23 protein-coding genes are annotated in these 25,779 nt (G+C 69.4%); 5 read left to right on the forward strand and 18 right to left on the reverse strand.

The genetic code is table 11. From position 1 onward, the window contains the following. Positions 1–3 precede the first annotated feature (3 nt). The 5 genes from ACFVVI_RS33965 to ACFVVI_RS33985 all read right to left on the reverse strand — a co-directional run bounded on the left by ACFVVI_RS33965 (position 4) and on the right by ACFVVI_RS33985 (position 4,126). Positions 4–942, reverse strand: coding sequence for a TIGR03564 family F420-dependent LLM class oxidoreductase (locus ACFVVI_RS33965; protein WP_387448881.1), 939 nt, complete (start codon positions 940–942; stop codon positions 4–6). A 172-nt stretch (positions 943–1,114) separates the two neighbouring features. Next, entirely contained in the window at positions 1,115–1,930 is an 816-nt protein-coding gene (hisF, locus tag ACFVVI_RS33970) for an imidazole glycerol phosphate synthase subunit HisF (protein ID WP_378995708.1), read from the reverse strand. A 5-nt stretch (positions 1,931–1,935) separates the two neighbouring features. Further along, entirely contained in the window at positions 1,936–2,757 is an 822-nt protein-coding gene (locus ACFVVI_RS33975; RefSeq protein WP_378995711.1) for an inositol monophosphatase family protein, read from the reverse strand. Positions 2,758–2,765: 8 nt separating this feature from the next. Next, complete coding sequence (gene priA / locus ACFVVI_RS33980; RefSeq protein ID WP_387448885.1) at positions 2,766–3,497, reverse strand: bifunctional 1-(5-phosphoribosyl)-5-((5-phosphoribosylamino)methylideneamino)imidazole-4-carboxamide isomerase/phosphoribosylanthranilate isomerase PriA; 732 nt, start codon at positions 3,495–3,497, stop codon at positions 2,766–2,768. Between the two features lie 143 nt (positions 3,498–3,640). After that, the gene (locus tag ACFVVI_RS33985; protein ID WP_387448888.1) at positions 3,641–4,126 is read right to left on the reverse strand and encodes a carboxymuconolactone decarboxylase family protein; all 486 of its coding nucleotides are present in this window, start codon (positions 4,124–4,126) and stop codon (positions 3,641–3,643) included. A gap of 166 nt (positions 4,127–4,292) precedes the next feature. Between ACFVVI_RS33985 and ACFVVI_RS33990 the strand changes: the two genes are divergently transcribed. Then, positions 4,293–5,198 (forward strand): RNA polymerase sigma-70 factor, encoded by a 906-nt coding sequence (locus ACFVVI_RS33990; RefSeq protein ID WP_387448891.1) that lies wholly within the window; start codon positions 4,293–4,295, stop codon positions 5,196–5,198. A gap of 82 nt (positions 5,199–5,280) precedes the next feature. Here ACFVVI_RS33990 and ACFVVI_RS33995 read toward each other — a convergent pair whose 3' ends face one another. Next, entirely contained in the window at positions 5,281–5,883 is a 603-nt protein-coding gene (locus ACFVVI_RS33995; RefSeq protein ID WP_387448893.1) for a maleylpyruvate isomerase family mycothiol-dependent enzyme, read from the reverse strand. Positions 5,884–6,117: 234 nt separating this feature from the next. On the opposite strand from ACFVVI_RS33995, the gene ACFVVI_RS34000 reads away from it, so the two are divergent. The 3 genes from ACFVVI_RS34000 to ACFVVI_RS34010 are packed head-to-tail and all read left to right on the forward strand — an operon-like array spanning position 6,118 to position 9,226. Continuing rightward, positions 6,118–7,359: a DUF2786 domain-containing protein gene (locus ACFVVI_RS34000; protein WP_387448895.1), complete on the forward strand. Its 1,242-nt coding sequence runs from the start codon at positions 6,118–6,120 to the stop codon at positions 7,357–7,359. Positions 7,360–7,405: 46 nt separating this feature from the next. Further along, positions 7,406–8,197, forward strand: coding sequence for a helix-turn-helix domain-containing protein (locus tag ACFVVI_RS34005; RefSeq protein ID WP_378995722.1), 792 nt, complete (start codon positions 7,406–7,408; stop codon positions 8,195–8,197). Between the two features lie 54 nt (positions 8,198–8,251). Then, positions 8,252–9,226, forward strand: a complete 975-nt coding sequence (locus tag ACFVVI_RS34010; RefSeq protein ID WP_387448898.1) for an alpha/beta fold hydrolase — start codon at positions 8,252–8,254, stop codon at positions 9,224–9,226. Positions 9,227–9,264: 38 nt separating this feature from the next. Here ACFVVI_RS34010 and hisH read toward each other — a convergent pair whose 3' ends face one another. The 12 genes from hisH to ACFVVI_RS34070 form a co-directional block, all read right to left on the reverse strand. Beyond that, the gene (gene hisH, locus ACFVVI_RS34015) at positions 9,265–9,894 is read right to left on the reverse strand and encodes an imidazole glycerol phosphate synthase subunit HisH (RefSeq protein WP_387448901.1); all 630 of its coding nucleotides are present in this window, start codon (positions 9,892–9,894) and stop codon (positions 9,265–9,267) included. Further along, the gene (gene hisB, locus ACFVVI_RS34020) at positions 9,891–10,505 is read right to left on the reverse strand and encodes an imidazoleglycerol-phosphate dehydratase HisB (protein ID WP_328661055.1); all 615 of its coding nucleotides are present in this window, start codon (positions 10,503–10,505) and stop codon (positions 9,891–9,893) included. Before hisB ends, hisH begins: the two co-directional genes overlap by 4 nt. Before the next feature lie 24 nt (positions 10,506–10,529). After that, positions 10,530–11,657 (reverse strand): histidinol-phosphate transaminase, encoded by a 1,128-nt coding sequence (locus ACFVVI_RS34025; protein ID WP_387448905.1) that lies wholly within the window; start codon positions 11,655–11,657, stop codon positions 10,530–10,532. Then, on the reverse strand, positions 11,654–12,991 hold the full coding sequence (gene hisD / locus ACFVVI_RS34030; RefSeq protein ID WP_387448908.1) for a histidinol dehydrogenase: 1,338 nt from the start codon (positions 12,989–12,991) through the stop codon (positions 11,654–11,656). The genes ACFVVI_RS34025 and hisD overlap by 4 nt, the downstream gene beginning before the upstream one ends. A 130-nt stretch (positions 12,992–13,121) precedes the next feature. Further along, positions 13,122–14,720, reverse strand: a complete 1,599-nt coding sequence (locus tag ACFVVI_RS34035; RefSeq protein ID WP_379314386.1) for a protein kinase — start codon at positions 14,718–14,720, stop codon at positions 13,122–13,124. 88 nt (positions 14,721–14,808) lie between these two features. Beyond that, a complete protein-coding gene (locus tag ACFVVI_RS34040; protein ID WP_387448913.1) occupies positions 14,809–16,551 on the reverse strand; it encodes a penicillin-binding transpeptidase domain-containing protein in 1,743 nt (580 codons plus the stop codon). Between the two features lie 67 nt (positions 16,552–16,618). After that, a complete protein-coding gene (locus tag ACFVVI_RS34045) occupies positions 16,619–18,667 on the reverse strand; it encodes an acyltransferase family protein (RefSeq protein WP_379314388.1) in 2,049 nt (682 codons plus the stop codon). Between the two features lie 111 nt (positions 18,668–18,778). Continuing rightward, a complete protein-coding gene (locus ACFVVI_RS34050) occupies positions 18,779–19,639 on the reverse strand; it encodes an arylamine N-acetyltransferase (protein ID WP_387448916.1) in 861 nt (286 codons plus the stop codon). A gap of 67 nt (positions 19,640–19,706) precedes the next feature. After that, positions 19,707–20,699 carry an alpha/beta hydrolase family protein gene (locus ACFVVI_RS34055; protein WP_387448919.1) on the reverse strand — a complete coding sequence of 331 codons (993 nt, stop codon included), beginning with the start codon at positions 20,697–20,699 and terminating at the stop codon, positions 19,707–19,709. 150 nt (positions 20,700–20,849) lie between these two features. After that, the gene (locus ACFVVI_RS34060; protein WP_379314102.1) at positions 20,850–21,830 is read right to left on the reverse strand and encodes a TAXI family TRAP transporter solute-binding subunit; all 981 of its coding nucleotides are present in this window, start codon (positions 21,828–21,830) and stop codon (positions 20,850–20,852) included. Positions 21,831–21,877: 47 nt separating this feature from the next. Next, positions 21,878–24,037 (reverse strand): TRAP transporter permease, encoded by a 2,160-nt coding sequence (locus ACFVVI_RS34065; protein WP_387448923.1) that lies wholly within the window; start codon positions 24,035–24,037, stop codon positions 21,878–21,880. Positions 24,038–24,124: 87 nt separating this feature from the next. Beyond that, positions 24,125–25,333, reverse strand: a complete 1,209-nt coding sequence (locus ACFVVI_RS34070; protein WP_387448926.1) for an MFS transporter — start codon at positions 25,331–25,333, stop codon at positions 24,125–24,127. Positions 25,334–25,431: 98 nt separating this feature from the next. Between ACFVVI_RS34070 and ACFVVI_RS34075 the strand changes: the two genes are divergently transcribed. Further along, positions 25,432–25,764, forward strand: coding sequence for an ArsR/SmtB family transcription factor (locus tag ACFVVI_RS34075; protein WP_379314100.1), 333 nt, complete (start codon positions 25,432–25,434; stop codon positions 25,762–25,764). The last annotated feature ends 15 nt before the right edge of the window (positions 25,765–25,779 follow it).

Raw genomic sequence — 25,779 nt, forward strand, 5'->3', positions numbered from 1 at the left:
AGATCAGCGGGCGCGATTGAGCTCACCGAGCAGCCGCCAGGTGCGCTGCTGGTCCTCGGGTGTGGTGAGGTCGGTCTGGGAGAACACCACATCGGTGGCGCCCGCGGCGAAGTAGTCGGCCACGCGGGCGGCGACCGTCTCCTCGTCGCCGATCACCACGAGTTCGGCGGCCCGCTGGGCGCCCGACAGCGCGACCACTCGCTGATACGACGGAATCGTGTCGTAGAAGGCGGTTTTCGTCTCGGCGATGCTCCGGGCCGCGGCGACGTCGGCGGTCACGACGCCGGGCACCATCGCCACGATGCGGGGGTGCGGCCTGCCCGCGGCCGTCGCGGCGGCGGTCAACGGCGCGACGATGTGTTCGGCCAGCGCCTCGGGACCGACCAGGAAGGGCAACGTGCCGTCGGCCAGTTCGCCGGTGGCTCGCAGCGCCTGCGGCCCCATGGCCGCGACCAGCACCGGCACCGTCGGGTCGGCACCCGCCACCGCCGCGGGCATCGGACTGGCGGCGGTCACCGTCTCACCGCGGAAGTCCACCGCACCGGTGTCGAGAATCGACCGCAGCGCCGTGAGGAATTCACGCAGCCGGAGGCCGGGCCGGTCGAACGGCCCACCGAACGCGCGTTCGGACAGCGACCGAGCGCCGAGCCCCAAACCCAGCACGAACCGTCCACCGGTCGCCGCCTGCGCGGTCTGTGCCTGACCGGCCACCAGCAGCGGATGCCTGCCCGGCACCGGAACGACCGACGTCCCCACTTCGATCCCGGGCACCGTCCGACCGATCAACGCCGCCAACACGATCGCGTCACTACTGAAGGCCTGTCCCAACCACACCGAACTCAGCCCGACCTCGGCGGCGACTCCGCCCAGGTCGACGGCCGTGTCCACGGCGTTGGCGGAGTTGTCGAGGACGAACGGGGACAACGCGATTCCGATGCTCATCCCCGCATCAACGTCGGCGGCAACGGAGATCATCGCGATCCACGCACGATGATTCCAATGCCTGCGACCAGCTCACCGTTGGCGCTCGGTCGATGCGTTCCGTCGGATCATCGTGCTGTGACGCCGAATTCGTTCGGCGCCAGGTGAATTCGGCTGGCCACCGCAATCGGTGTCAGCGGACGGTGATGCCGTCCGCGCGCATCGCGTTCTTCACCTGGCCGATGGTGAGGTCGCCGAAGTGGAAGACGCTCGCGGCGAGGACCGCGTCGGCGCCGGCGTGGACAGCGGGCGGGAAGTGGTCGACCGCGCCCGCGCCGCCGCTGGCGATCACCGGAACGCGCACCGCGGCGCGCACGGCGGTGATCATCGGCAGGTCGAAACCGGCCTTGGTGCCGTCGGCGTCCATCGAGTTCAGCAGGATCTCGCCCACACCGAGTTCGGCGCCGCGGACGGCCCATTCGACAGCGTCGATGCCGGTGCCACGCTTGCCGCCGTGGGTGGTGACCTCCCAGCCGGACGGGGTGTCGGGCTGACCGTCGGGCACGGTGCGCGCGTCGACCGAGAGCACGATGCACTGGGCGCCGAAGCGTTGCGACATCTCGAACAGCACCTCGGGGCGTGCGATGGCGGCGGTGTTCACCGATACCTTGTCCGCGCCGGCGCGCAGCAGCCGGTCGACATCCTCGACCGTGCGTACCCCACCGCCGACAGTGAGCGGGATGAAGATCTGTTCGGCGGTGCGGGTCACCACGTCGAGCATGGTGCCGCGGTCACCGGTGGAGGCGGTGACGTCGAGGAAGGTCAGTTCGTCGGCGCCCTGAGCGTCGTAGGTCGCGGCCAGTTCCACCGGATCGCCCGCGTCGCGCAGGTTCTGGAAGTTGACGCCCTTGACCACGCGACCCGCGTCGACATCCAGACACGGGATCACGCGGACCGCCAAGGTGCTCGGCGCGGTGGTGCCGGGTCGTTCGTCGGTGCGCGGTGTCATGGGGTTCACCCTCGTTCTTCTTCGCTGACGGTGCAAATCATTTCCAGCAGTTCTTCGTGCACGCCCGGCGCGGCGGCCAGCACCGAACCGGACGTGATCGTCCACGGCGCGCCCGCGAGGTCGGTGACCACGCCACCCGCAGCGCGCACCAGCGCGACCCCGGCCGCGTTGTCCCACGGATGGTGCCCGAACACGACCGCGCCGCCGAGCACCCCCGAGGCGGTGAACGCCAGGTCGATGCCGGTGGCGCCGTGCATCCGCACCCGCGAGGACAACCGGCTCAGCGCACCGAGCAGGTCGAACCGGAACTGGCCGGGGATGCGACCGGCCGAGTCGAGGTTGAAGGCGCCGAATCCGATCATGGAGTCGGCGAGCTTGCCCGGTTCCAGCGGTGGCAATGCCACACCGTCGAGGTACAACGGTCCACCGGTCACCGCGGCGTAGCGGCGACCCAGCATGGGCAGCCAGGTCAGGCCGATCACCGGCTCGCCTTCGTGCACCAGAGCCAGCAGGGTGCCCGACATCGGGTGGCCCGAGGAGTAGTTGAAGGTGCCGTCGATCGGATCGAGCACCCAGGCCGTGCCCGAGGTGAGCGCCGGTCCGCCGAATTCCTCGCCGTGCACCGCGATGCCGGTCCGCTGCTGGAGTTCGGCGGAGATGGTGCGTTCCAGCTCGAGATCGAGTTCGGTGGCGAAGTCGTTGCGGCCCTTGGTCACCGCGCTCGGCGCGCCGAGTCCTTCGACGAAACGCGGGACCACGCCGTCCAGGATCTGGGTGGCGACGGTCAGCAGGTCGGTCAGTTCGGCGGTGCTCGGCGCGGCGGTCATCGGCGGTGTCAGCGCACCGCGGCCAGAGCTTCGGGCAGCGTGAAGCGCCCCGCGTACAACGCCTTGCCGATGATCGCGCCCTCCACACCGTCGTCGGCCAGGCCGGCGATGGCGACGAGGTCGTCGAGCACCGAGATGCCGCCGGAGGCGACCACCGGTGCCTCGGCGGCGTTGGCGACCTCGCTCAGCAGCTCGAGGTTGGGGCCGGTCAGCGTGCCGTCCTTGGAGACGTCGGTGACCACATAGCGCGCGCACCCGCCACGCTCGAGGCGTTCGAGCACCTCCCACAGGTCGCCGCCGTCGGTCACCCAGCCGCGACCGCGCAACCGCCACTGGCCGTCGATCTGCTTGACGTCGAGTCCCACCGCGATCCGGTCGCCGTACTCGCCGAGTACTCGCGCGCACCACTGCGGGTTCTCGATCGCCGCGGTGCCGATGTTCACCCGCGCGCAGCCGGTCGCCAGCGCCGCCTTCAGCGAATCGTCGTCGCGGATACCACCGGACAGCTCGACCTTCACGTCGAGTTCACCGACGACCTGAGCGATCAGTTCGCGATTGCTCCCCTTGCCGAAGGCCGCGTCGAGATCGACCAGATGCACCCACTCGGCCCCCGCTTGCTGCCACGCCAACGCCGCGTCCCGAGGCGACCCATAGCTCGTTTCGCTACCGGCCTCCCCTTGCACAAGGCGCACGGCCTCACCATTGGCGACATCGACAGCGGGCAACAGCACAAGACTCACGCATTCAGACTAGTAGGTCTGTGCCGCCGCTCCCGCAACGGTCCGCGACGGTGAGGCCCGTGTCACGCGAACCCCGCGCACAACCGCTCGGCGCGTCGAGCGGGTCGGCCCGGATCCGGGGACCCGGGCCTGCCACGATTCGCTCAGCCTGCCGCGACGTCGAACGCGCCGGGCTCGTAGGCACCGCCCTGCTGGCGCAGGATGACACCGAGCCGGTTGGCGGCGTTGATCTGGGCCACCACGGCGACCAAGGCGGCGAGCTGCTCGTCGTCGTAGTACTCGCGCACCTGGGCCCAGGTCTCGTCGGACACCCCCTGCGCGGCGTCGGCGACACGGGTACCTTCCTCGGCCAGCGCCAGCGCCGCCCGTTCCGCATCGGTGAACACCGTCGACTCACGCCAGGCGGCAACGAGATTGATCCGCGTCGCGGACTGCCCGGAGTGGGCCAGATCCTTGCTGTGCGCGTCGGTGCAGTAGCCACAGCCGTTGATCTGGCTGACGCGCAGCATCACCAGGTCCTGGGTGGCTTTCGGCAGGGTCGACCGGATCAGTGCCAGGCTGGCGTTGCCGAACCGCTTGCCGAACGTGGCGCCGACCTCGGTGCCGAAAAGGTTGAATCGGGGTTCCATGACGTGTTCCTCACTGCTGGTGCTGAATCGAACGACCATGAGACGGCGGCGACCGGACCTCCGTAACAGCTCGTCGACGTGATCCACGACACTGCGGATCGGTGTTACGCGACGGCGTCGGCCGGCGTCTGATGGGCGACACATCCGAGTGGAAAGGGAGTTACCCATGGCGCCGCAGCCCGAGTGCACAGCGAAGGACCCGGCGACGGAGGTGTTCGTCGCCCATCGCAATCTGCTGTTCACGGTCGCCTACGAAATGCTCGGCTCGGCTGCCGACGCCGAGGACGTGCTCCAGGAGACCTGGCTGCGGTGGGTGGGCGTCGATCTCGACGCGGTGCGCGACCAGCGCGCGTATCTGGTCAGGATCACGACCCGCCGGTCACTCGATCGGTTGCGCGCGCTGGGTCGGCGCCGGGAGTCCTATGTCGGCCCCTGGCTGCCCGAACCGCTGCTGACCACGCCTGACATCGCCGAGGACGTCGAGTTGGCCGAGAGCGTCTCGATGGCGATGCTGCTCGTCCTCGAGACGCTGACGCCGATCGAAAGGGCGGTGTTCGTGCTGCGCGAAGTATTCGATCTGGACTACGACGAGATCGCCGAGGCCGTCGACAAGAGCCCGGCCGCCGTCCGCCAGCTGGCATACCGGGCGCGCGCCCACGTCGCAGCCCGCCGACCGCGCGGCATCGTGTCGGCGAGCGAATCCCGCGATGCGCTCGCGGCATTCCAGCGGGCGATCGAGACCGGCGATCTCCAGAACCTGCTCGACCTGCTCGCACCGGATGTCGTGTTCCTCGGCGACGGCGGCGGAATCAAGCAGGCCGCGCTGTCGCCCATTGTCGGGGCCGACCTGGTCGCCGCCTTGCTCACCGCCAGTGTGCCGAGGATCGGCGCGGCGATGACTGTCGAATCGGCACAGCTCAACGGCCACCCGGCCCTGATCCTGCGACTCGACGGCGTGATCGACACGGTCTTCGCGGTGCGCGTCGACGACGGCCTCGTCACCGGCCTCTACTCGGTCCGCAATCCGGACAAACTGTCGCGGACGGATACCGCGACCACACTGCGGCGCTGACCCGGCCGACCTGCGCCGACGAACTGACCGAGGTGGGGGCCGTCGGCTCGCGCGCGCACTCGATTCCCCACTGCTGAAGTAGTCAGCCGAGGCGGCGGCGGAGTTCGGGGAGTCCGCCGCCGGTGAGGTCGGCGAGCGCGGCCGTGCGGCCGACCACGGCCAGGGCGATGGCCTCGCCGGGGCCGCGCACTTCCGGACCGTCGCCGGAGGACCAGTCGACGTCGGTGGCGACGAAACGCAGACCCTTGGCGTACCTGGCCGGGAAGGCGAAGGGGTCGGGGTAGTTCAGGACCGCGATGAGACGGTCCGCGGGGATCGTCCGTGGGCGGCCGAGGGGACGGCGGATGTCCTGGTGGTGGACGACGAGGTCGGAGAGCATCAACCGGGGCGAGTACTTCGACAGGCGACCCGACTCGGTCTCGAGCTTGTCCACCAGCTGCGCGGTCGTCAGCTCCGCGAACGACTGCGCGAGCGTGTTATTGGTGCGGCTGACCGAGCCCCGGCTCTTCACCACGACGGCCGCGTAGCCCAGCGGGCTCAGGGTGTCCTGCAACAGGTGCCCGACGACGTCACGAACCCGCCACCCCGCGCACAGCGACGGCGTCTCCCATTCCTGCTCGCTCAACCCCCGCAGCAGGTCGACCAGTTCGGCTCGTTCGTCGAGAACCATCCCCCGATAACTCATCCCGCCAGCCTAAGCTCACCGACCGACTTCCGACACCCTCTTTCAGCAGTTCCCTTGGGCGAGTAGCGATTACGAACCCAGGATCGGCAGGAAACAACCGAGCTGCCTTCGACGATTCGACGCGGGCCCGATGACGACGCGGCCGTACGGGAGCGATGCGCGACAATGGACGCCGCGAACACTGCCTACCCTCCGTGACGGGTAGCACCTCCACGAACAGGATCGGCGCAACCCTTGGCCAAGCAGAATCGTCGGCGCCGGACAGGCCGTAAACCGGCAGCCGCTCCCGGACTTCCGATCGATGCCGCGTTGTCGGGCGACCGGTCGCAGGTGGCCGACGCGATCGCGACCGTGGCCTTCCTCGCCGCCCAGGGCGACACGAACGCGATCGGGCGATTCGCCGAACACGTCGCGGGCACCGGGCTGGGCGCCGGAGTTCAGCTCGCCGCTGAGCGAATCATCGCCCGCGCCTTCGAGTTCGGCTGGTTGCCCCGCGATGTTCATGAGGCAGCGCGCAGACGGGTGGACGAGTTCGCGGTGAGCTACCTGACCGATCTGATGGCCGAGCACCGGTCCGATTTCCCCGCCGAGTCCGTCGACGGGATCTGGCAGGCACAACTGGACGAGCTGAGCGCCACGGTCTGGTGGACGTCCGGGCAACCCCACCTCGATCAGTGGGCCGACCGCGCGCTTCTCACCCGCGAAGAGGCCCTCACCTCAGCTCTGACCGCCCTGTCCCTGCTCGTCCAACTCCCGAAACTCGAGCAGATCGTCGCACTACCCGGCACCCGCAGGCAGACCGTCACGCACCACCATGTCGACGAGAAGACCCTCGGCCGAGTCCGTGGCCTCCTCGCCAAGGCCGAATCGACGTCCTTCGCCGAGGAAGCGGAAACGCTGTCCGCCAAGGCGCAAGAACTCATGACCAAGTACGCGATCGACCGCGCCCTGCTCGACACCCAGCGCACCGACCCCGACCTGCCCGCCGCCCGCCGCATCTGGCTGGAAACCCCCTACACCGACGCCAAAGCCCTGCTCATCGACATGGTGACCCGAGCCAACCGCTGCCGCGCGATCTTCGTCGCCGACTGGGGTTTCGTCACGATCGTCGGCGACGACCCCGACCTCGATGCCGTGGAGATCCTGTCCACTTCCCTGCTCGTCCAAGCCACCCGCACCATGATCGACAACGCCACCACCGAGGAATCCCGCTCCCGCCACTACCGCAAGGCCTACCTCACCGCCTATGCCACGCGAGTCGGCGAACGCCTCGCCGAGGCTGCCCGAGCAACCATCGCCGACTCCCCCGACCCCACCCACCTACTCCCCGTCCTGGCCACCCACCGACAACGAGTGGACAAAGCCTTCGCCACCTACTTCCCCACCGCCCGTACCCGAGGCATCACCATCCGCAGCGCCGAAGGCTGGACCGCAGGCACCGAAGCCGCCGACCGAGCCCACTTCGACAACCCCTGATCACCGACAGGCCCCACGATCGTCACGACGTCCGTACGCTCGATGTGTGCGGCCCATCATGTCCGAACACGAGCTGGACGACGGCTGGGAGTTGGCGCGCTCGACCGGAGCGGCAGCCACCGATGTCGTGATGGAAGGATTCCGCGATCGAGTGTCCGCGGGGTGCGATCTGCGGATCTTCCCGCGACCGGAAGTCACTGTGGTGATCCAGTTCGGCGACTGTGGGCTCAGTGTCGAAGGCCCCGATCAGCAGTTCACGTTCGACGGCCTGGTCGCCGGGCTCGACCCGGGGGTTCGCCGTGTGCACGCGGCGCGTGTCGAATGTGTCGAGGTGCGAATGTCGCCGATCGCCGCCTACCGCCTGCTCGGGGTCGCGCCGGCCGCCCTGAGCGGCGCGATGATCGGCCTCGACGAGGTCTGGGGTCCGGCGGCGCCACTGCTGCGCGAACAGCTGGCCGAAACAGCGACGTGGGCAGAACGATTCGCGCTGACGTCCCGGTTTCTCACCCTGCGTGAATCGACCAGGACGGCCGACCCGGAGGTCGCCGCAGCGTGGGACCGCATCGTCGCCGGCAACGGCGGCGTGCGGGTACGGGAACTGACCGAACTCACCGGCTGGAGCCGCAAACGGCTGTGGTCGAGGTTCACCGACCAGGTCGGCGTGACACCGAAACGCGCCGCGATGCTCACCCGGTTCCGGCACGCGTTCGACCTGCTGACGACCGGCCATTCACCCGCGAATGCCGCTGTGGCATGCGGTTATTCGGATCAATCACACCTACATCGCGACGTGTCGGCCTTCGCCGGTGTCACACCGGGTGCGCTCACGGCGCTCTGACCGCCGGAACATTCGTTCAAGACAGCGCACCCCGGCGCAGCCCACAGTGAGTGCATGAGCAATTCCCGAGGTCTGCAACGCCGGATCCGCGCCGCCGAACAGCGCGTCGCCGACGCCTACGGACTCACGATCAGCGAGCACCTGTTCACGCTGCGCGATCCCGCGGTACAGGTCCGCGTCCTGACCGCCGGATCCGGCGAACCCGTCGTCCACATCAACGGCATCTCGGCACCCGCCATGGGCATGGCACCGCTGATCGCCCACCTGCCCGGCTTCCGGCATATCCTCGTCGACCTGCCGGGTCACAGTCTCGCACCCCCTTTCACTTGGCAGGGAAGTACCGTCCGCGAGCTGGCCACGGGTGTGCTCACCGGAACACTGGATGCGCTCGGCGTGGATCGAGCCGCGTTCGTCGGCAGCTCCCTCGGCGGCTTGTTCACCCTCTGGGCCACGCTGGACGCGCCGAAACGGCTCACGCGAGCAGCGATTGTCGCCACCCCCGCCACCGCCTTCCCCGACATGCGCGGCATTGCCGAGATGGAGTCACTGACCTCTCCGCTCCGCGGCCCTGTCGATGAAAGGCTGATGCGACTGCCGTCCCCGCGGTTCGTCGCCCGCTTCGCCCTCACCGAGGCGCTCGGGGCGACAGCATCTCGTGCCATGTCCGACGACATGCTCGATCTGCACCGGCTACCGCTGCGACTGCCCGGACAGGCCGCGTCCTACCGCGCGCTGCTGTGTCGCCTGATGCGGGGACGTATCGCGCGCCCCGACAACGTCCTGACCGATGACGAACTGGCTCGGATCACCACGCCGCTGCTGTTCGTCTGGGGCGAGCACGACGTTTTCAGCTCCCCTGACCAGGCTCGACCATCGCTGACGAAGATCCCCGGCGCGCGACTCGTCGTCGTCCCCGGCGGTCACGGCCCGTGGTTCGACGACGCGGTCCGCTGCGCGGCACCGGTCCGCGCGTTCCTGTCAGACGAGCCGCTGACCGCCGGAAGCGAACGAGAACGCCACCGCGCCTAGCCACGGTTGCCGCACGACAGTCAGCCGAGGCAGCCGGACTATAGCGAACCGATCCAGTTGCGCAGCAGTTGCGCACCCGCGTCGCCGGACTTCTCCGGGTGGAACTGGGTGGCCGAGAGCGGTCCGTTCTCGACGGCGGCCAGGAAGGGGACGCCGTGCTCGGCCCAGGTGAGCTTCGCGGGTGCGATGTGCTCGTTGTCCGGGAGTTCCCACTGCTGCGCCGCGTAGGAGTGGACGAAATAGAAGCGGGTGTCGGTGTCCATACCGGCGAACAACGTGCTGTCGGCGGGTGCCTTGACCGTGTTCCAGCCCATGTGCGGAAGGACGGGAGCGTCCAGTCCCGCGACGGTGCCGGGCCATTCGCCGCAGCCTTCGGTCTCGACACCGAACTCGACGCCGCGGTCGAACATGATCTGCATGCCGACGCAGATGCCGAGCACGGGACGTCCACCGGCGAGGCGCTGGCCGATCATGCGATCACCGCGCACCGACAGCAGCCCGGCCATACAGGCGGCGTACGCACCGACGCCGGGGACGACGAGCCCGTCGGCGGCCAAGGCGGCGGTGGGGTCGGCCGTGACCTCCACCTGCGCACCGGCACGCACCAGCGCGCGTTCGGCGGAGTGCAGATTGCCGGAGCCGTAGTCCAGCAGCACAACGGATTTCACAGCACACCCTTCGTGGACGGCACACCACTGACCCGGGGGTCGATTTCCACGGCGGCGCGCAGAGCCCGCGCGACAGCCTTGAACTCGGCCTCGGTGATGTGGTGCTGGTCGCGGCCGTAGAGCACCCGCACGTGCAGCGCGATGCGGGCGTTCTGCGCGATCGACTCGAAGACGTGCTTGTTGAGCACCGTCGAGTACGACGCGCCGGGGCCCGCGCTCGGGATGATGGTGTGCACGAGGTGTTCGGGCTCGCCGGTGAACACGCAGTACGGCCGGCCGGACACGTCGACGGCGGCGTGCGCGAGGGTTTCGTCCATCGGGATGAACGCGTCGCCGAAGCGGCGGATCCCCTTCTTGTCGCCCAGCGCCTGCCCGAGCGCCTGTCCCAGCACGATCGCGGTGTCCTCGACCGTGTGGTGCGCTTCGATCTCGATGTCACCCTCGGCCCGTACCACTAGGTCGAACCCGGCGTGCGCGCCGAGCGCGGTCAGCATGTGGTCGTAGAACGGCACTCCGGTGGCGATCTCGGTCTGCCCGGTGCCGTCGAGGTTCAGCTCCACCAGAATCGAGGACTCTTTGGTGACGCGTTCCACCCGCGCTGTTCTGCTCATGATTGTGTTCCTCCACAGGTGGATTCAGTGAGTAAGGTCGGTGCCCGCGATATCGCGGCTCACGCGCAGGAATTCGTCGTTCTCGGCGGCGAGGCCGATGGTGGCGCGCAGGTACCCGGGGATGCCGACATCGCGGATCAGCACACCCGCGTCGAGGTAGTGCTGCCACGCGGCGCCCGCGTCGGTGAACCGGCCGAACAGCACGAAGTTGGCGTCGCTGGGGATCACGTCGAACCCGAGCGAGGCGAGTGCGGCGGCGACCCGATCACGCTGAGCCGCCAATTCCGCCACGCTGCCGAGGGTTTCGTCAGCGTGACGCAATGCCGCGCGCGCGGCGGCCTGGGTGACCACCGACAGGTGATACGGCAAGCGCACCAGCAGAATCGCGTCGATCACCGCGGGCGAGGCGGCAAGGTAGCCCAGGCGCCCACCCGCGAACGCGAACGCCTTGCTCATGGTGCGGGTGACCACCAGCTTGGTCGGGAAACGGTCGATCAACGTGATCGCGCTGGGCGCCGCGGAGAACTCGCCGTACGCCTCGTCCACCACGACGATGCCGGGCGCGACCTCGAGAATCCGCTCGAGCTCGGCGATCGGGATGCTGTGCCCGGTCGGGTTGTTCGGGCTCGTCACGAACACCACGTCGGGTCGGCGTTCGGCGATCTGGGCCACCGCGTAGTCGATGTCGAGCGAGAAGTCACCACTGCGCTTGGCCTCGACCCACTCGGTGTCGATGCCCTCCGAGATGATCGGGTGCATCGAGTACGAGGGCACGAAACCCAGCGCGCTGCGGCCCGGTCCGCCGAACGCCTGCAACAGCTGCTGCAGGATCTCGTTGGAGCCGTTGGCCGCCCACACATTCGCGGTGTCGACGGCGACACCGGTCTGACGGGTCAGATACTCGGCCAGGTCGTGGCGCAGCGCGACAGCGTCGCGATCCGGGTACCGGTGCAGATCGGCGGCGGCGGCGCGCACCGACTCGGCGACATCGTCGATCAGCGCCTTGCTGGGCGGGTGCGGGTTCTCGTTGGTATTGAGCTGCACCGGCACCGTCAATTGCGGTGCGCCATAAGGCGATTTGCCCCGCAGGTTGTCGCGCAGCGGTAGCTGGTCCAGGGTCGCCGAAGCGCCGGGCACGGTGGGAGTACTCATGACAGCGCCTCGAAACGCGCCTGCACGGCCTGACCGTGCGCGGGCAGATCCTCCGCGTTCGCCAGGGCGACAACGTGTCCGGCGACATCCTTCAGCGCCGCCTCGGTGTACTCCACGATGTGGATGCCACGCAGGAACGTCTGCACGCTCAGTCCCGAGGAGTGCCGCGCACACCCCGCGGTCGGCAGCACGTGGTTCGAACCCGCGCAGTAGTCACCCAGGCTGACGGGCGCCCACGGGCCGACGAAGATCGCACCGGCACTGCGCACCCGCGCGGCGACAGCGGCGGCGTCCATGGTCTGGATCTCGAGGTGCTCGGCGGCATAGGCGTCGACCACCCGCAGACCCTGCGCGATGTTGTCGACGAGCACGATCCCGGACTGCTTGCCGCTCAACGCTTCCCGCACGCGATCGTGGTGTTTGACCACGGCGAGCTGAGCGTTCACGGCAGCGTCGACCGCGTCGGCCAGCGCGGGAGAATCGGTGACCAGCACACTGGCGGCGAGCACATCGTGCTCGGCCTGGCTGATCAGGTCGGCGGCCACGTGCACCGGATCGGCCGTGGCGTCGGCCAGCACGGCGATCTCGGTGGGGCCCGCCTCGGCATCGATGCCGACCAGCCCACGACACAGCCGCTTGGCCGCGGTGACATAGATATTGCCGGGCCCGGTGATCAGGTCGACCGGTTCGAGCGCCCCGCCATCGGTATCGACACCGCCGTAGGACAGCAGCGCCACCGCCTGCGCACCGCCGACCGCCCACACCTCCTCGACGCCGAGCAGCGCGGCGGCCGCCATGATCGTCGGGTGCGGCAGCCCACCGAACTGCGCCTGCGGCGGCGAGGCCACCACCAGCGACTCGACACCGGCGGCCTGCGCGGGCACCACGTTCATGACGACCGACGACGGGTACACGGCGTTGCCGCCGGGCACGTACAGCCCGACCCGCTCCACCGGCAGCCACTTCTCGGTGACGGTGCCACCGGGCACGACCTCGGTCACCGTGTCGGTGCGCCGCTGATCGGCGTGCACCTTCCTGGTCCGCTCGATCGCCACCTCGAGTGCGGCGCGCACCGCCGGGTCCAGCTCGGCGAGCGCCTTGGTCAGCTCGCCGGCCGGTACCCGCACCACGGCGGGCCGCACGCCGTCGAACTTCTCGCTGTAGTCCAGCGCCGCCTCGGCGCCCCGGTCCCGAATGTCCTCGACGACCGGCCGCACATGATGCAGCACCGAGTCCACGTCGACCCCTCCGCGCGGCAGCGCGGTGCGCAGCTCGGCAGCGGAAGGAGTACGACCGCGCAGATCGACGCGGGCGAGCTCGATGCGGGAAGTCATATCGGGGTACGGTCCTGTTCTGTGCTGGGGCTCAGGTCAGCTACCAGCCTAATGGTCGGCCGCCATCGCTTTTCCACCCACATCCCACCGAGGCGACGGACCCGACCGGCGGATCCGTCGCGAACACCAGCTAGCGGGTATCCCCGTCGATGCGCAGACTGCCGCCGGAGCTCACCACGCGCATGACCATGGCCTTGGTCGAGCCGTTGATGGTGATGCTGGCCAGGCGCATATTCGTGGAGCCGTCGGCGTTGTTGCCGCTGACCGCGGTGATGCTGGCGAAGGTGTCGACGGTGCGGGCGTTCCAGTACTCGCGGAACGCGGACTCGCTGCCGTAGACCTGCTGTGCGGCAGGGGTGAGCAGCGACCACGAACCGGCCGGATCACTGAAGAAGTTCTCGACCAGCAGACCCGCCGATCCGATATCGACGGTGCCGACATTGCTGGCCTGCCCGAGCGGCGGAACCGCCGCGCTGGGCTTCGGTGCCGCCGACGACTGCGCCGAGGTCTGCGGACCGGCCTGCACCTGCGGCGAATCCGAGTCGGAGCTGTTGAAGGCACTGAACGCCACGGCGACCGCCGCGACCACCGCACCCACCGCGGACCCGATCAGCACCGCACGGCCCTTGCCCGCCTGCTTGCGCGGGGCGGGCATCGGCTGAGCCTGGGTGTGCGGGTGCGCCGCGGTGTCCTGACGGACCTGCGGACGCGGGTTCGAGCGAATCTGACGGGTCGTGGCGGTGGACGCGCCCGCGTGGGAGGCCCGGCGACCGGACTGCCGGATCACCTGGGTGGTGGCCGCGGAGTTACGGCGGTTGAAAGCCTCACTGGCGGGGACGAATCCGGCGGGCACCGCGTTCTCGTCCTCGGCGAACGCGGCCAGCGCGTCGCGGGCCTCGGTCATCGTCGGACGGTCGAGGGGGTCCGGGCTGAGCAGATCGAGCAGGAAGTCGGTGGCCGGGCCCGCGTTGTGGGGCTCGCGTACCTGTCCGTTGGCGGCGGCGTAGAGCACCGCGAGCGGGTTGGCGTTGGCACCGTAGGGGGGTTCGCCTTCCAGCGCGTGGAAGAGCGTTGCGCCGAGGGCGAATACGTCGGCGGCAGGGGTCGGATCGGAGCCGCGCGCGACCTCGGGTGCCAGATAGGCGGCGGTGCCGCAGATCAGCCCGGTCTCGGTGAGCGTCACGTCGCCGGCCGCGCGGGAGATGCCGAAGTCGGTGATCTTCACCTCACCGTGGTCGCCGAGCAGGATATTGCCCGGTTTCACGTCGCGGTGCACCAGGCCGGCCTGGTGGGCGGCGATCAGGGAGGAGGCGACCTTCTCCCCGATGCGGGCGACCTCGAGCAGCGGCAGCGGGCCCTTCTGGCCCAGCTCACCCGCGAGGCTGACCGACTTGAGGTACTCCATCACCAGGCACGGATCACCGTTGTGCTCGGTGATGTCGAATACGACGATGGCATTGGGGTGCTGGAAGCGTGCCGCGTTGCGGGCTTCCCGAATCGCGCGCTGGCGCAACACATCCCGCTCGCCCTCGGGCAAGCTGGGTTTGATGTGGATCTGCTTCACTGCCACGGAGCGTTGGAGGCGTTCGTCGACAGCACGCCATACAACGCCTGTGCCGCCGCTACCAATACGCTCGACCAGGCGGTAATGCTCCGCGATCTTCTGACCGGTATCGATGGCGCCTACTCCGAACCTTCTCGAAATTGTGACATCCCGCGTATTGACCATGGGTATGGTCCGCCGCCGAGTGTAGCTGGCTGGGTGATGACCGCGTGCGGCAGCGGGGGGATTGCTCGCCTGCGGGGGGAAAGACGACTCATGGTGTCACACGTAGCATCCGTCCCGCTGCCTCGACCGCCGGTCCGGAGCTTCCGGCGTCCGCGACGAACACCGCGAACGCCCGGTCACCGTCGATGCCGACGAACCAGCCGTGGGCGTGGGTGTCGTCGAGGTACTCGGCGGTACCGGTCTTGCCGAGCAGGCCGGGGATGTCACGCAGGGCGGTGGCCGTACCCGCACTCACCGTCTCCCCCATCATGGTCTCTAGCTGCGACGTCACCGTCGCGGGCACCGGCGCCGAAGGCCGGTCGGGAGTGCCGGGACGGCCGCGGATGATGCTCGGAGCCGGCGCGGAACCGTGCGCGAGGGCGGCCGCGACGAGCGCCATTCCGAACGGCGACGCCGTCACCGTGCCCTGTCCGATGCTCGATTCGACCCGTTGCGCCGGACTTTCGGCGGGTGGAACTTTCCCTGTGACAGTCGTCAAGCCGGGTGTCACATAGTCCACCCCGAGACCCAGCTGCTGAGCCGCCGCGGTGAGTCCGTCGGCAGGCAATTTCACTCCCAGCTCGGCCATCGTGGTGTTGCACGAGCGTGCGAACGCGGTGTGCAGAGGCACCATACCCAGGTCGAAGCCGTTGTCGTTGGGAATCGTGCGGCCCTCGATGGTGGCGCGGCCGGGACACGGCAGCACGGTGTCGGGCGTGACCCCGCCTGCTTGCAGTGCCGCCGAGACCGTGACGGTCTTGAACGTGGAGCCCGGCGGGTAGAGACCGGTGAGCGCGATCGGGCCCTGGGCGTCGGCGGGCGCGTTCTGGGCGACGGCCAGCACCTCCCCGGTCGAGGGGCGCAGCGCGACGATGGCGGCCGGAGTGGTGATCGGGGTCAGTGCGTCCTCGGCCGCGTGCTGTAGATCGATGTCGAGGGTGCTGGCGATGTCGGCGGTGGGCTTCGCGTCGGGTCCGGCGATGCGCTGGGTGCCCTCGGCGGTCTGCGCGCGGATCGCCCAGCCCGCGGCGGTGTCGGCCTGTTCCTGCCAGATCTCGGCCAATCCCCCGATGGTGGGTCCGGCGAGAGTCTTGTCGACGGTGAGCAACCGGGTCTGTGGCGCGAGCGTCACCCCGCGCACGCCCGTCAGCGCCTGCTGCACCGGTGCGATGTCGGCATCACGCAGTGCCACGGCGGTGATCGGTTTACCCTGTGCCGCGGCGAGATCCGTCCGCAGCGTGGTCTCGGTGACGCCCTGCGGCGCGAGCAGCGCGGCGGCGGCGGGTAGGTCGGCGTCGGGCGCGACGTTCACCAGCGTCACCACCTGCTGGGTCATCAGGTCGCCGCCGGAGGCGTCGAGTACCCGCGCCGGTTTCGCCGCGACCGGGCTGTAGCTGAGCGCGCCGAGGTCGAGGCCGGGCGCGACGGTGGTCGGCTGCCAGGCGATCTTCCACTCGTCGTCGCCGGTGGTGGTTCCGGCGCTCGAGTAGGTCCACGCGTTGCGGCCGTCGGGGCCGAATTTCCAGGTGGATTCCAGCGTGAAGGACTTGTCGTCGGTGGACGACACCCGGACCGTGTCGTTCTTGCCGAGGTTCTCGAACAGCGCGGTGAGGACCGGCAGGGCCTGCTCCGGTGCGTCGGTGAGTGCGGCGGCGGCGGATGCGTCTGCGCTGGTGAGCGCGGCGGCGAAGGACTCGGCGACGGTCTGGGGCTGGTCGGGTCCGGAGGAGCACGCGAGGGGCAGCGCAGCGAGCGCGACGAGCAGGACCGATACCTTCCGTGGTGTGCGCACGAGTCCGAGACTAGCTCGATCCGTGGTACCGGTGGGGTTGTCGTTTCTGCTGTGACGAGCCCGTCCGCTACCACCAGCCGGTGATCGCCCCGATCTGGCGGCCGAGTTCGGGGGCGAGCGAGCGGGCGTAGCTGGCGGTCAGGTGGTGCTCGTCGCGATAGATGAGCACATTGCCCTCGACCACCCGGCAGCGCTGCGGTCGGCAGACCGCGTCGGACAGGTCGAGCGGATGGACGTTCGGGTAGCCGGCCGCCGGCTCCTGGGCGGGATCGCGCGGGTCGAGCACATCGGCACGATCGAGCCCGCAGCTGTCGGGGTCGCCGCGGTGGGCGAGGCAGTCGGTGGCGCGGTAGAGGACGCCGTCGCGGCGTAATCGAGGCGTGTCACGCAGGGCGAGCACGTTGAGGCCACGGTCCTGCAACGCCGTCCATACTTCGAGGTATTCGTTGGGCACCTCGTCGCCCGTGCCGTTCTGGCGGTAGCGGGTGGACAGGGTCAGCACCCAGTTCGGGGGGTCGGCGGCCAGCCGGTCGAGCACCTCGACCGACCATTCGTGACACTCGGGGAAAGGCCACTCGGCGTAGGACGGCTGATCGGCGAGGACGACCGGACAGCCTTCCTTGAGGTAGGAGACCACCCGGAACCCGTGCTCGAGGGCGAGTGGTTCCAGCGCGGGCAGCCAGTGCTCGGAGTGCGACCCACCGACCAGCGCGATCGAGCGCGCGGCGGTGGGGTCGCCGTAGGTACAGACGCGGACTTCCCGGTTGGGGGTGATGCAGCCGTCGGTGGTCGGCGGCGGAGTGTCGGCCTGTCCTTCGAAGACGGTGGGCCGCATGGGTTCCGGTGAGTATTCGGCACCGGAGAGCAACGCGGCGGCGCCCGGATAGCGGTGGGTGTCCAGCGCCTGCGGCGGCACGGCCGGGTTGGCCACCAGCACCACCTGCCATCCCAGCGAGGCGATCAACACCGCGACCGCGGTGGCGGTGACCAGTGCCCCGGTCAGCCTGCGGTTCTCGACCTCCTGGCCGCGCGGTGGCATGCGCAAGGGCGACTCGATCAGACGCGTGGTCGCGTAGGCCAGGACGAGCGAGGCGCCGATCACCACCACACCGTCGACGATGCCGGCATTCGCCCGCCCGGTCTCGCCGAGGTAGAAGATCAGGATCGGCCAGTGCCACAGGTACAGCGGGTAGGCCAGCGCGCCGAGTTCGGTGCAGAACCGTCCGCCCAGCAGGCGGTTCGGCCACGACCGCGCGGCCACGCCGAACCCGGAGGCGATCACCAGGCAGGCGGCCGCCACCGGCCACAGCGCCGCGACGCCGGGGAACTGATTCGCGCCGTCGAACAGCGGCCCACACGACAGCACCATGGCCAGACCGAGCGCGGCCGCGAGCCCCCGCAGCCGGTTCGGTATCCGCAGCCAGGGCGCCGCGACGGCCAGCATCGCCCCGGCCAGCAACTCCCAGCCGCGCGCGACGCTGTCGTAATAGGTCCAGGCCTGGTGCTGTGCGGTGCCCGACGCCGCGTACCAGAACGACAGTGACGCCAGCCCGGCCAGCACGATCAGCAAGGTGAGCCGCCCGGCCGAACCGCGCCTGCGCAACCAGGCCCACCCCGCCAGCAGTACGAAGATCGCCAGGTAGAACTGCCCCTGTACCGACATCGACCACAGGTGCTGGAGCGGGCTCACCGACGGATCGGGCGAGAGATAGTCGAGCTCGGCGGTGGCCAGATACCAGTTCTGGCCGTAGAACATCGACGCCAACGTCTGCGCGGCGGCTTCGCCCAGCTGGGTGTACGGGCGCAACACCACCGTCGCGAGCAGAATCGCCGCTAACACCACCACCAACGACGGCATCAACCTGCGCGCGGTCCGTCGCGCGGTCTCTGCCGCGGACACCCCGCCGCGCCGCTCCACCCCGCGCACCACGGCCCCGGTGAAGAAGAACCCCGACAGCACCAGAAAGACATCGACACCGCCGGATACGCGGCCGGCCCACACATGGAACGCCACCACGAGCGCGATCGCTATCCCGCGCAGACCGTCCAGATCCCGGCGGCGTTCGACGGTGCCACGGACCGCCGCACCCGGCGATGCGGTCCGAACATTCGGCACCAACGACCCCACAGAATCGGCCCCCACAAAGGAATTGTTTCCCGGCAAGTAACCATCAATTTGCCGTAGCGCCACCCAGGAAGCAAACCGCCGTGCCGTGTGGGGAGGGTGCTATCCGGTTCGCCAGGGCGTGGTCGTCACAGTGGCGGCGTCGTCTTCGCCGAGGTCGATGTCGAAGACTTCCGCCAGCACCTTGGGCAGCTCGGTGGGATCGAGATCACGCGAAGTGGCAGTGCCGTCGGGGTATTCCGAGCTCAGCGTGAGGTCATCGAGCACGTGGTGGACGCCGGGCAGGAATCGCTGGAGGAAGGGTCGCGTGGTGAACGGCGAACGTGGCGAGGTCGACACGAAGTGGTTGCCGACCGCGTAGTCGATACGGAACTGCGGGTTCTCGGTGAAGGTGTAGCGGTCGATCCAGCCGTCGCGGCTGAACTGGAACAGCACCCACAGGTCACCGGCCCGGCGTTCCAGCCGGTAGCGCCAGTCACCGAGCGCGAATTCGCCGTTGCTGTCGACCAGTTCGAACGGCGCCAAGGGGCCGAAACCGAAACCGACATCGCAGATCCAGACGCGATCGTCGTCGGGCGTGGTCACGCGCAGCAGGGCATGGGTCGCCGGCCGCAGGGCGCCGGTGTCGGCCACACCGTAGGTGACCCGGCCGCTGAGTCCCGCGACACCGAACCCGAACCGTTCGAGCGCGGCGGCGAAGATTCCCACATTCTCGTAGCAGTAGCCGCCGCGCCTGCGACGGATCAGCTTGTCCTGCAAGGAGTTCAGATCCAGCGGGATGCCGCGGCCGAGGATGATCTCCAGATTCTCGAACGGGATGGTGGTCGTGTGGGCGCGCACCAAGGCGCGCAAGGTGTCGACCGATGCCGTGCGCGGCCCGTCGTAGCCGATCCTGGACAGATAGGCGTCCAGATCGAGCTCGGCACCCTGCCAGCCGTGATCGTCGGGCACTACGTCGGTCATCGCATCCTCGCTCCGGTCGGTGTCTTCTCGCACAACCGCGGTTCGCCGAACCTTGTTCCCGCGTGTCTCAGGCCGCGCACTTCGCGCCCGCGGGGGCCGGGGGCGCGGTGACCGAACCGTGCTCGACATCGACGACATAGTCGATGACCTGCGGCGCGAGCGGCTCGGTTCCCGCGAGCAGGCGCAACACCACACATCCGCCCTCGAACAGCGCGGGTCCGACCGAGTGATCACCCGCGACGATGGCGCCGGTCAGGTCACGCCCGCTGACCACGGTGTAGAAGGAGAACGCTTGCCCTGCCGCAGTCAGCGCCGCGCGCAGTTCCACACTGGTCACGAAGGGCACGATGGCGTCGGCGGTGCCGTGGATCAGGAAGGCCCGGCGCATGGTCAGCCGGTCGGCGAGCAGCGCGGGCGAACGCTCGATGTAGGCGAGCGGGCAGATCATCGGCGCGCAGCCGCCCGCGTCACGTTCGATCTGGCGGGGCAGTGCGGGATCCACCGAGCCACCGGCCGCCCACATCGTGAAATCGTCGGAGGGGCCGTAGTTGTCGACCCAGTAGTCGAACAGCCCGGGCGGCCCGTGTGCCACCGCGAGCCCGCTGGTGATGCCGCCCTGACTCCACCCCCACAGCACGGTGGACGCGATAGCGGGATGCTCGCCGCGATACCACTGCGTGGCTGCCACCAGGTCGTGCCAGCCCGTCCACAGGTTCCAGTCGCCGGTGCGCCACGGTCCGTCGGCGCTGCGCAGATCCATGAGCAGAATCGGCGACCCGCCCGTGCGCGCGAGCGCGGACATATACGGGGCGAAATCGGCCGACGACCCACCGTGCCCGTGCACCGCGACCACCAGCTTCGTGGCCGCGATATCGCCGGGAACACAGCGAAACGGCTCGTATACGCGCCCGGTCGCACGCTCGCCGTCCACGGTGATCGCGACCTGTCGCAGGTCGACACCCGGTGCGCACGGCGGTTGCCCGTGCGGGGCGGGTCCGGCCGCAGCCGATATCGCGACCAGCAGCGCGCACACCGCCACGACGACCCCGACCCGCTTCATGTCGCGATTGTCCGCCACCGGTGGACGGGGGTCCAGCACATCGTCGCGCGTTCCCACGCCGACACGGCACGGTCCCCGCGGCCCCCACAGTGCAGGGGTTGCGGGGACCACCGGAACCCACGTGTCGGCGTGGATCCGTTCGTGGTGACGTCAGCGCAGCGCGACCTCCGACCCGCGATGCAACAACACCGGCGCCGTCTTGCTCGCGGTGTCGGCGTTGATTCCCTTGGCGGCCGGATTCGCCTGTTCCAGTTGAGGTTTGCGATCCAGCAGCGTCTTGGTCAGCACGCAGGCCAGGTTCGCGTCGAGATCGTCGCGCACCACGAGCAGGTTGGGCACCACGATGGTCGGCGCGTCGGCGGGCAGCCCATAGGTGGCGGCCGGGATCGAGCCCGTCTCATAGACCGGGTTGATCTGCTTCAGCTTCGGCAGCACACCGGTGATGTCGAGGAAGCGGACCTTGTCCTCGGCGGTGGTGAACAGGTCGGTGATGCCCGGCGTCGGCAGGCCGCCGGACCAGAACATCGCGTCGATGGAGCCGTCCTTGAGACCGTCGACGGTCTTGGTCAGGTCGAGGCGCTGGGCAGCGACGTCGCTGTCGGGGTTGAGCCCCGCGGCTTGCAGCACGCGCTGGGCGATCACCTCGGTTCCCGATTTGGGTGAGCCGGTGGAGACCCGTTTGCCGCGCAGGTCGGCGAGGGAGTTGATGCCGGCGTCGGTGCGCACGATGACCTGGGTGTAGTTGTCGTAGAGCCGAGCCAGCGCGCGGATCGGCTGCGCGCTGGTGAAGCTGCCCGTGCCCGCGACCGCGTCGGCCGCGGAGTCGGCGAGCGAGAAGCCGACCTGATAGGTGCCGCCGACCACCTGCTGGATGTTCTGTACGGAGGCGCCGGTCTCGGCCGCGGTGGCCTTCACGGTCCCGCCGGTGGCGGCGGAGATCTGCTCGGCGTAGGCGTTGCCGAGCGCGAAGTACACGCCGGTCGCGTTTCCGGTGGCGATGCCGATCCTGGTGTCCTGCTTCACTGCACAGGTCACTTCGCCGCCCGCGTCGGCGGTCGGGGTGTCCTGCCGGCCACCGCAGCCGGTGAGTAACGCGGCGGCCGCGACCACCGCGACAATTGTTCTGACCATCAGGTCCCCTTCCGTCGACGGCCAGGCCGCCTGCCGATTCCCGCGGATCACGGTGTGTCCGTGGATGTTCTGTTCGCCCGGTCGAGAAGGCCCGCCAGCACGGCGACGACCAGCACCCCGAGTCCGAGCCCGGTGGCGACCGGATTCGGGTACAGCAGAATCAGTCCCGCGCCGGCGGCGATGACGCGCGGGATCGGGCCGATCGCGCCGATTCCGAACAGCCACCCGCCGGTCGCCGCCGCCAGCGCCGCGACGCCGACGCAGGCTGCCGCGCTGACCCACAGCACGTCGAGCACCGCACCGCGGCCGAGCAGATGCTCCCCGGAGTCGGTGAGCACGAACATCAGCGGCACCAGGAACGCGGGCAGCGCGTACCGCAGGGCGTGCCACATCGTCGGCATCGCCTTCGCCCCGGTCACCGCGGCCGCGCCGACGGCGGCCAGCGCGGTCGGCGGCGTCACCTCCGAGAGCACCGAGAAATAGAAGACGAACATGGCGGCGGCGGGTGCGGCGACGTGCAGGTCGAGCAGCGCGGGCCCGATGATCACCCAGCCGATGACGAACGACGCCGTCACCGGGACCGCCAGACCCAGCAGCGACAACGCGATCGCCGCCAGCACCGCGGTGGTCGCCAGCACGACGGCGGGATCGTCCGACAGCGCCGATCCGGCCTTGACCAGCAGCGCGGCCAGTTGCGCACCGAGGCCGGTCTTGGTGGTCATCGCGGTGATCACGCCCGCCGCCGCACACACCGCGACCACCGGCAGCGCCGAGCGCATCCCGTACGACAGCGAGCGCAAGGCTTCGATCACGAACTGCCCCACGCTCTTGCGTGACCAGCGGTGCCCCTCCGCTCGCACCGAGCCGCCCTCAACTGATTCCGTCGTGCTCTGTTCAGCGGGCGTTTTCGTGAGATCGGTGGCCGAGGCCGCATCGGTCGCCGCGGCACTGCGCAGCATCCGGTCCGGGATCGCGAGCAGCAGCGCGAGCGCCGTCGCGTACACCACCGCGCGGGTCGCGCTCACGTCGGCCAGCAAGAGCACGACGATCACGATCAGCGACGAGAAGTGATACCCGAAGCGCCCCAGCAGCTTCCACCACGGCGTCGGCCGCGGACCGTCGGCCAGATCCACGGGCGCGCGCCCGTCCGCGTGGATCCGGCGGGCGTCGATCTCGACCGACAGCAGGATGCCCAGGTAGTACAGCAGCGTCGGGATCAGGGCCCACCCCAGCACCGTCACATACGACACGTCGAGATATTCGGCGACGATGAATGCCGCCACTCCCAGCGTGGGCGGCGACAGAATCGCACCGACGCCCGCCGCCGCGAGCATCCCACCCGCCTGTTCGGGCCGGTAGCCGGCCTTACGCAGAATCGGCCAGGTCACCGCGCCGGTGCTCACCGCGGTCGCGGTTCCCGAGCCCGAGACGGTCCCGAGCAGGAATCCCGACGCCACTGCCGTGCGCCCTGCCGCGCTGTGCGAGCGCCGGAACAGTGACACCGACAGATCGACGAAGAACCGTGCCGCGCCGGAGAATTCGAGTACCGCTCCGTAGAGCGTGAACAACACGATGTAACTGGCGGCGACGTCGAGGGGCGTGCCGTAGAAGCCGCTGCCGGAGTTGTACAGCGCGTCGACGATCTGATCGACGTCGAGGCCCGCGTGCGCGATCGACCAGTCCTGCGGCAGCAGACCGCCGTAGTACCCGTACCCGAGGAACACCAGACACACCACCGGCAGGATCACCCCGGTGGTGCGTCTGCACGCCTCGAGCACGAGCACCAGCAGCAACCCGCCCATCACGACATCGAGCGGCGCGAGCATCCCTTGCCGATCGAGAAACGCGTCGTATCCCCCACCCGCGTCACCGATTCGAATCGGCAGCACCGGATACAGACACACCACCAGGGTGATCGCCGCCAGTAGCCAGTCGAGAACGGATGGTCCGTCGGCCCGATCGAGCGGACCCCACCACGACCGATAGCTCAGGTACACCAGCGGCAGCGCGACAGCCAGAAAGATGACCAGGTAGTACTGGCTGCCCTGCGCCAGCGGCCGAAACACCTGCCACACCGACAGCAGCGCGAGCCCGAGCGCGACGCCGCCGACCAGCCGACCGGGGAATCCGGAGAGCACCCGCGCGGGCCGCTCCTCGTCGTCCACCCCCAGCTCAGCCGCAGTGACAACCGGTGGCGCTGCGTTCATGAGCGGACGATAGCAACGAGATTCACGGCCGGTGACGAAATCGACAACCGGGCAGTCTGTACAAAATGGACACTACGCGGGTGGCGCTCACCGCTGTGTGGTCCCACGATCCACTTCCGCACCTCGGCGCAGCGCGAAGGTGGCGCCCGCTGCGGCGGCGGCCGCGACAACGATCGCGAATACCACGGTGGCCGTGGCCAACCCCGCCGCATCGCCGAGAAAACCGGTCGCCAGCGGCAACACCGCGGCGGGGAGATAACCGCCCACGTTCTGCGCGGCGTTGGCCTCGGCCAGCCGATCCGGCGGCACCGCCGATCCGATCGCGGTCAAACCGCCGAGTTGCCCGAGCCCCTGCCCCATCCCGGCCAGCACCGCGGCGACGCCGAACACCGGCACCGCCGCCGTCGCGACCGCGCCGATCAGCGCGACCGCACTCCCCACCGTCGCCACCGAGCTGCCGAGCAGGATCACGCGAATACTCCTGCGCCGCACCGCGAACTGGATCCCCGTCGCGGCCAGAAACATCACGAAGGCCAGCGCACCCGCCACGACCCGATTCGCCGATCCGAGCATCCCGAGAACCGACGGGCCCAGCGACAGGACGAAGGACGTGGCCGTGATGCCGGGGGCGAAGGCGACAATCCCGAGCAGCACCGCCGTCCTGCCCCGCGCCGGTACCGCGGGCACTCGGATCCACGGACCGCGCCCGCCCACCCCGCTCGGCAGATCCAGCCGCGACACCACGACGAAAGCCACTGCCAGTAGCGCGATTTCGACCACGAACACGGTCACCGTCGCACCGGGCGCGGCCTCCGACAAGACCCCGGCCAGCAGCGGACCGAGACCGGCGCCCAGCACCATGGCCACCGAAGCCGCCAACGCTCCTTTCGCCGAGCGCTCTCGGCCCGCGATATCGGTCACCGCCGCCATCCCCGCCGAGACCGCACAGCCCACCGCGACGCCGGTGAGCAATCGCGCCAGCGCGAGCACGAGAACCGAACCGGCGCAGGCGAACAGCACGCAGGCCACCATCGCCAGCACGATCGCGGGTAGCAGCACCGGCTTACGCCCCACCCGATCGGAGACCACGCCGGCGACGGTCAGCGCCCCGAGCAATCCCGCGATGTAGCAGGCGAAGACGAGGGTGAGCGTGCCCGAGGAGAATCCCATCTCCCGCTGCCACACGACGTAGAGCGGCGTGGCGGCGTTCGAGAGCACGAACACCGCAAGGACCGGCCACGCTGCCGCCCAGATCGCCCCATCGCGCACCCGTGGCGCCGCTGCCCGGATCGTCATGCCCACTCCTTAGTTCGACTTATCTCGTACCAGTACGACAGAAGTCGAACATACTCAGTACGATAAGATTCGTACAAGCCCCGACCTGAAGGTGTCCCATGCAGGCAACGACCGAAGCCGAACGACTTCCCGAGCCACCGCGCGCCGACCTGCGCCTCGATGTCGTCCTCGGCGCACTCAGCGATCCGCTCCGCCTCGGCATCGTGCAGAAGCTGCTCACCGAATCCCCCGACCTCGACCGCCCCTGCGGCTGGTTCGGCATCGACCGCCCCAAGTCGACCCTCACCCACCACTTCCGCGCCCTCCGCGAAGCGGGCATCACCCGTCAGCACCGCTACGGCCTCGAACGCCGCAGCCAGGTCCGGGTAGCCGACCTCGACGCCCGATTCCCCGGCCTCCTCGACCTCGTCCGCACGTGGCGGGCCGAATAACCCGTGGTTCCAGGC

The organism is Nocardia sp. NPDC058114 (assembly GCF_042884695.1).
Classification (GTDB): domain Bacteria; phylum Actinomycetota; class Actinomycetes; order Mycobacteriales; family Mycobacteriaceae; genus Nocardia.

What these genes read in the sequence shown, in the direction of transcription:
- ACFVVI_RS34065 (WP_387448923.1), bottom strand. Translation starts at nt 24,037, where the DNA reads ATGAACGCAGCGCCACCGGTTGTCACTGCGGCTGAGCTGGGGGTGGAC.
- ACFVVI_RS34055 (WP_387448919.1), bottom strand. Translation starts at nt 20,699, where the DNA reads ATGAAGCGGGTCGGGGTCGTCGTGGCGGTGTGCGCGCTGCTGGTCGCG.
- ACFVVI_RS33965 (WP_387448881.1), bottom strand. Translation starts at nt 942, where the DNA reads ATGAGCATCGGAATCGCGTTGTCCCCGTTCGTCCTCGACAACTCCGCC.
- hisB (WP_328661055.1), bottom strand. Translation starts at nt 10,505, where the DNA reads ATGAGCAGAACAGCGCGGGTGGAACGCGTCACCAAAGAGTCCTCGATT.
- ACFVVI_RS34025 (WP_387448905.1), bottom strand. Translation starts at nt 11,657, where the DNA reads ATGAGTACTCCCACCGTGCCCGGCGCTTCGGCGACCCTGGACCAGCTA.
- ACFVVI_RS34035 (WP_379314386.1), bottom strand. Translation starts at nt 14,720, where the DNA reads ATGGTCAATACGCGGGATGTCACAATTTCGAGAAGGTTCGGAGTAGGC.
- ACFVVI_RS34075 (WP_379314100.1), top strand. Translation starts at nt 25,432, where the DNA reads ATGCAGGCAACGACCGAAGCCGAACGACTTCCCGAGCCACCGCGCGCC.
- ACFVVI_RS33985 (WP_387448888.1), bottom strand. Translation starts at nt 4,126, where the DNA reads ATGGAACCCCGATTCAACCTTTTCGGCACCGAGGTCGGCGCCACGTTC.
- hisD (WP_387448908.1), bottom strand. Translation starts at nt 12,991, where the DNA reads ATGACTTCCCGCATCGAGCTCGCCCGCGTCGATCTGCGCGGTCGTACT.
- ACFVVI_RS34070 (WP_387448926.1), bottom strand. Translation starts at nt 25,333, where the DNA reads ATGACGATCCGGGCAGCGGCGCCACGGGTGCGCGATGGGGCGATCTGG.
- ACFVVI_RS34010 (WP_387448898.1), top strand. Translation starts at nt 8,252, where the DNA reads ATGAGCAATTCCCGAGGTCTGCAACGCCGGATCCGCGCCGCCGAACAG.
- ACFVVI_RS33975 (WP_378995711.1), bottom strand. Translation starts at nt 2,757, where the DNA reads ATGACCGCCGCGCCGAGCACCGCCGAACTGACCGACCTGCTGACCGTC.
- hisF (WP_378995708.1), bottom strand. Translation starts at nt 1,930, where the DNA reads ATGACACCGCGCACCGACGAACGACCCGGCACCACCGCGCCGAGCACC.
- ACFVVI_RS33995 (WP_387448893.1), bottom strand. Translation starts at nt 5,883, where the DNA reads ATGAGTTATCGGGGGATGGTTCTCGACGAACGAGCCGAACTGGTCGAC.
- ACFVVI_RS33990 (WP_387448891.1), top strand. Translation starts at nt 4,293, where the DNA reads ATGGCGCCGCAGCCCGAGTGCACAGCGAAGGACCCGGCGACGGAGGTG.
- ACFVVI_RS34060 (WP_379314102.1), bottom strand. Translation starts at nt 21,830, where the DNA reads ATGGTCAGAACAATTGTCGCGGTGGTCGCGGCCGCCGCGTTACTCACC.
- ACFVVI_RS34050 (WP_387448916.1), bottom strand. Translation starts at nt 19,639, where the DNA reads ATGACCGACGTAGTGCCCGACGATCACGGCTGGCAGGGTGCCGAGCTC.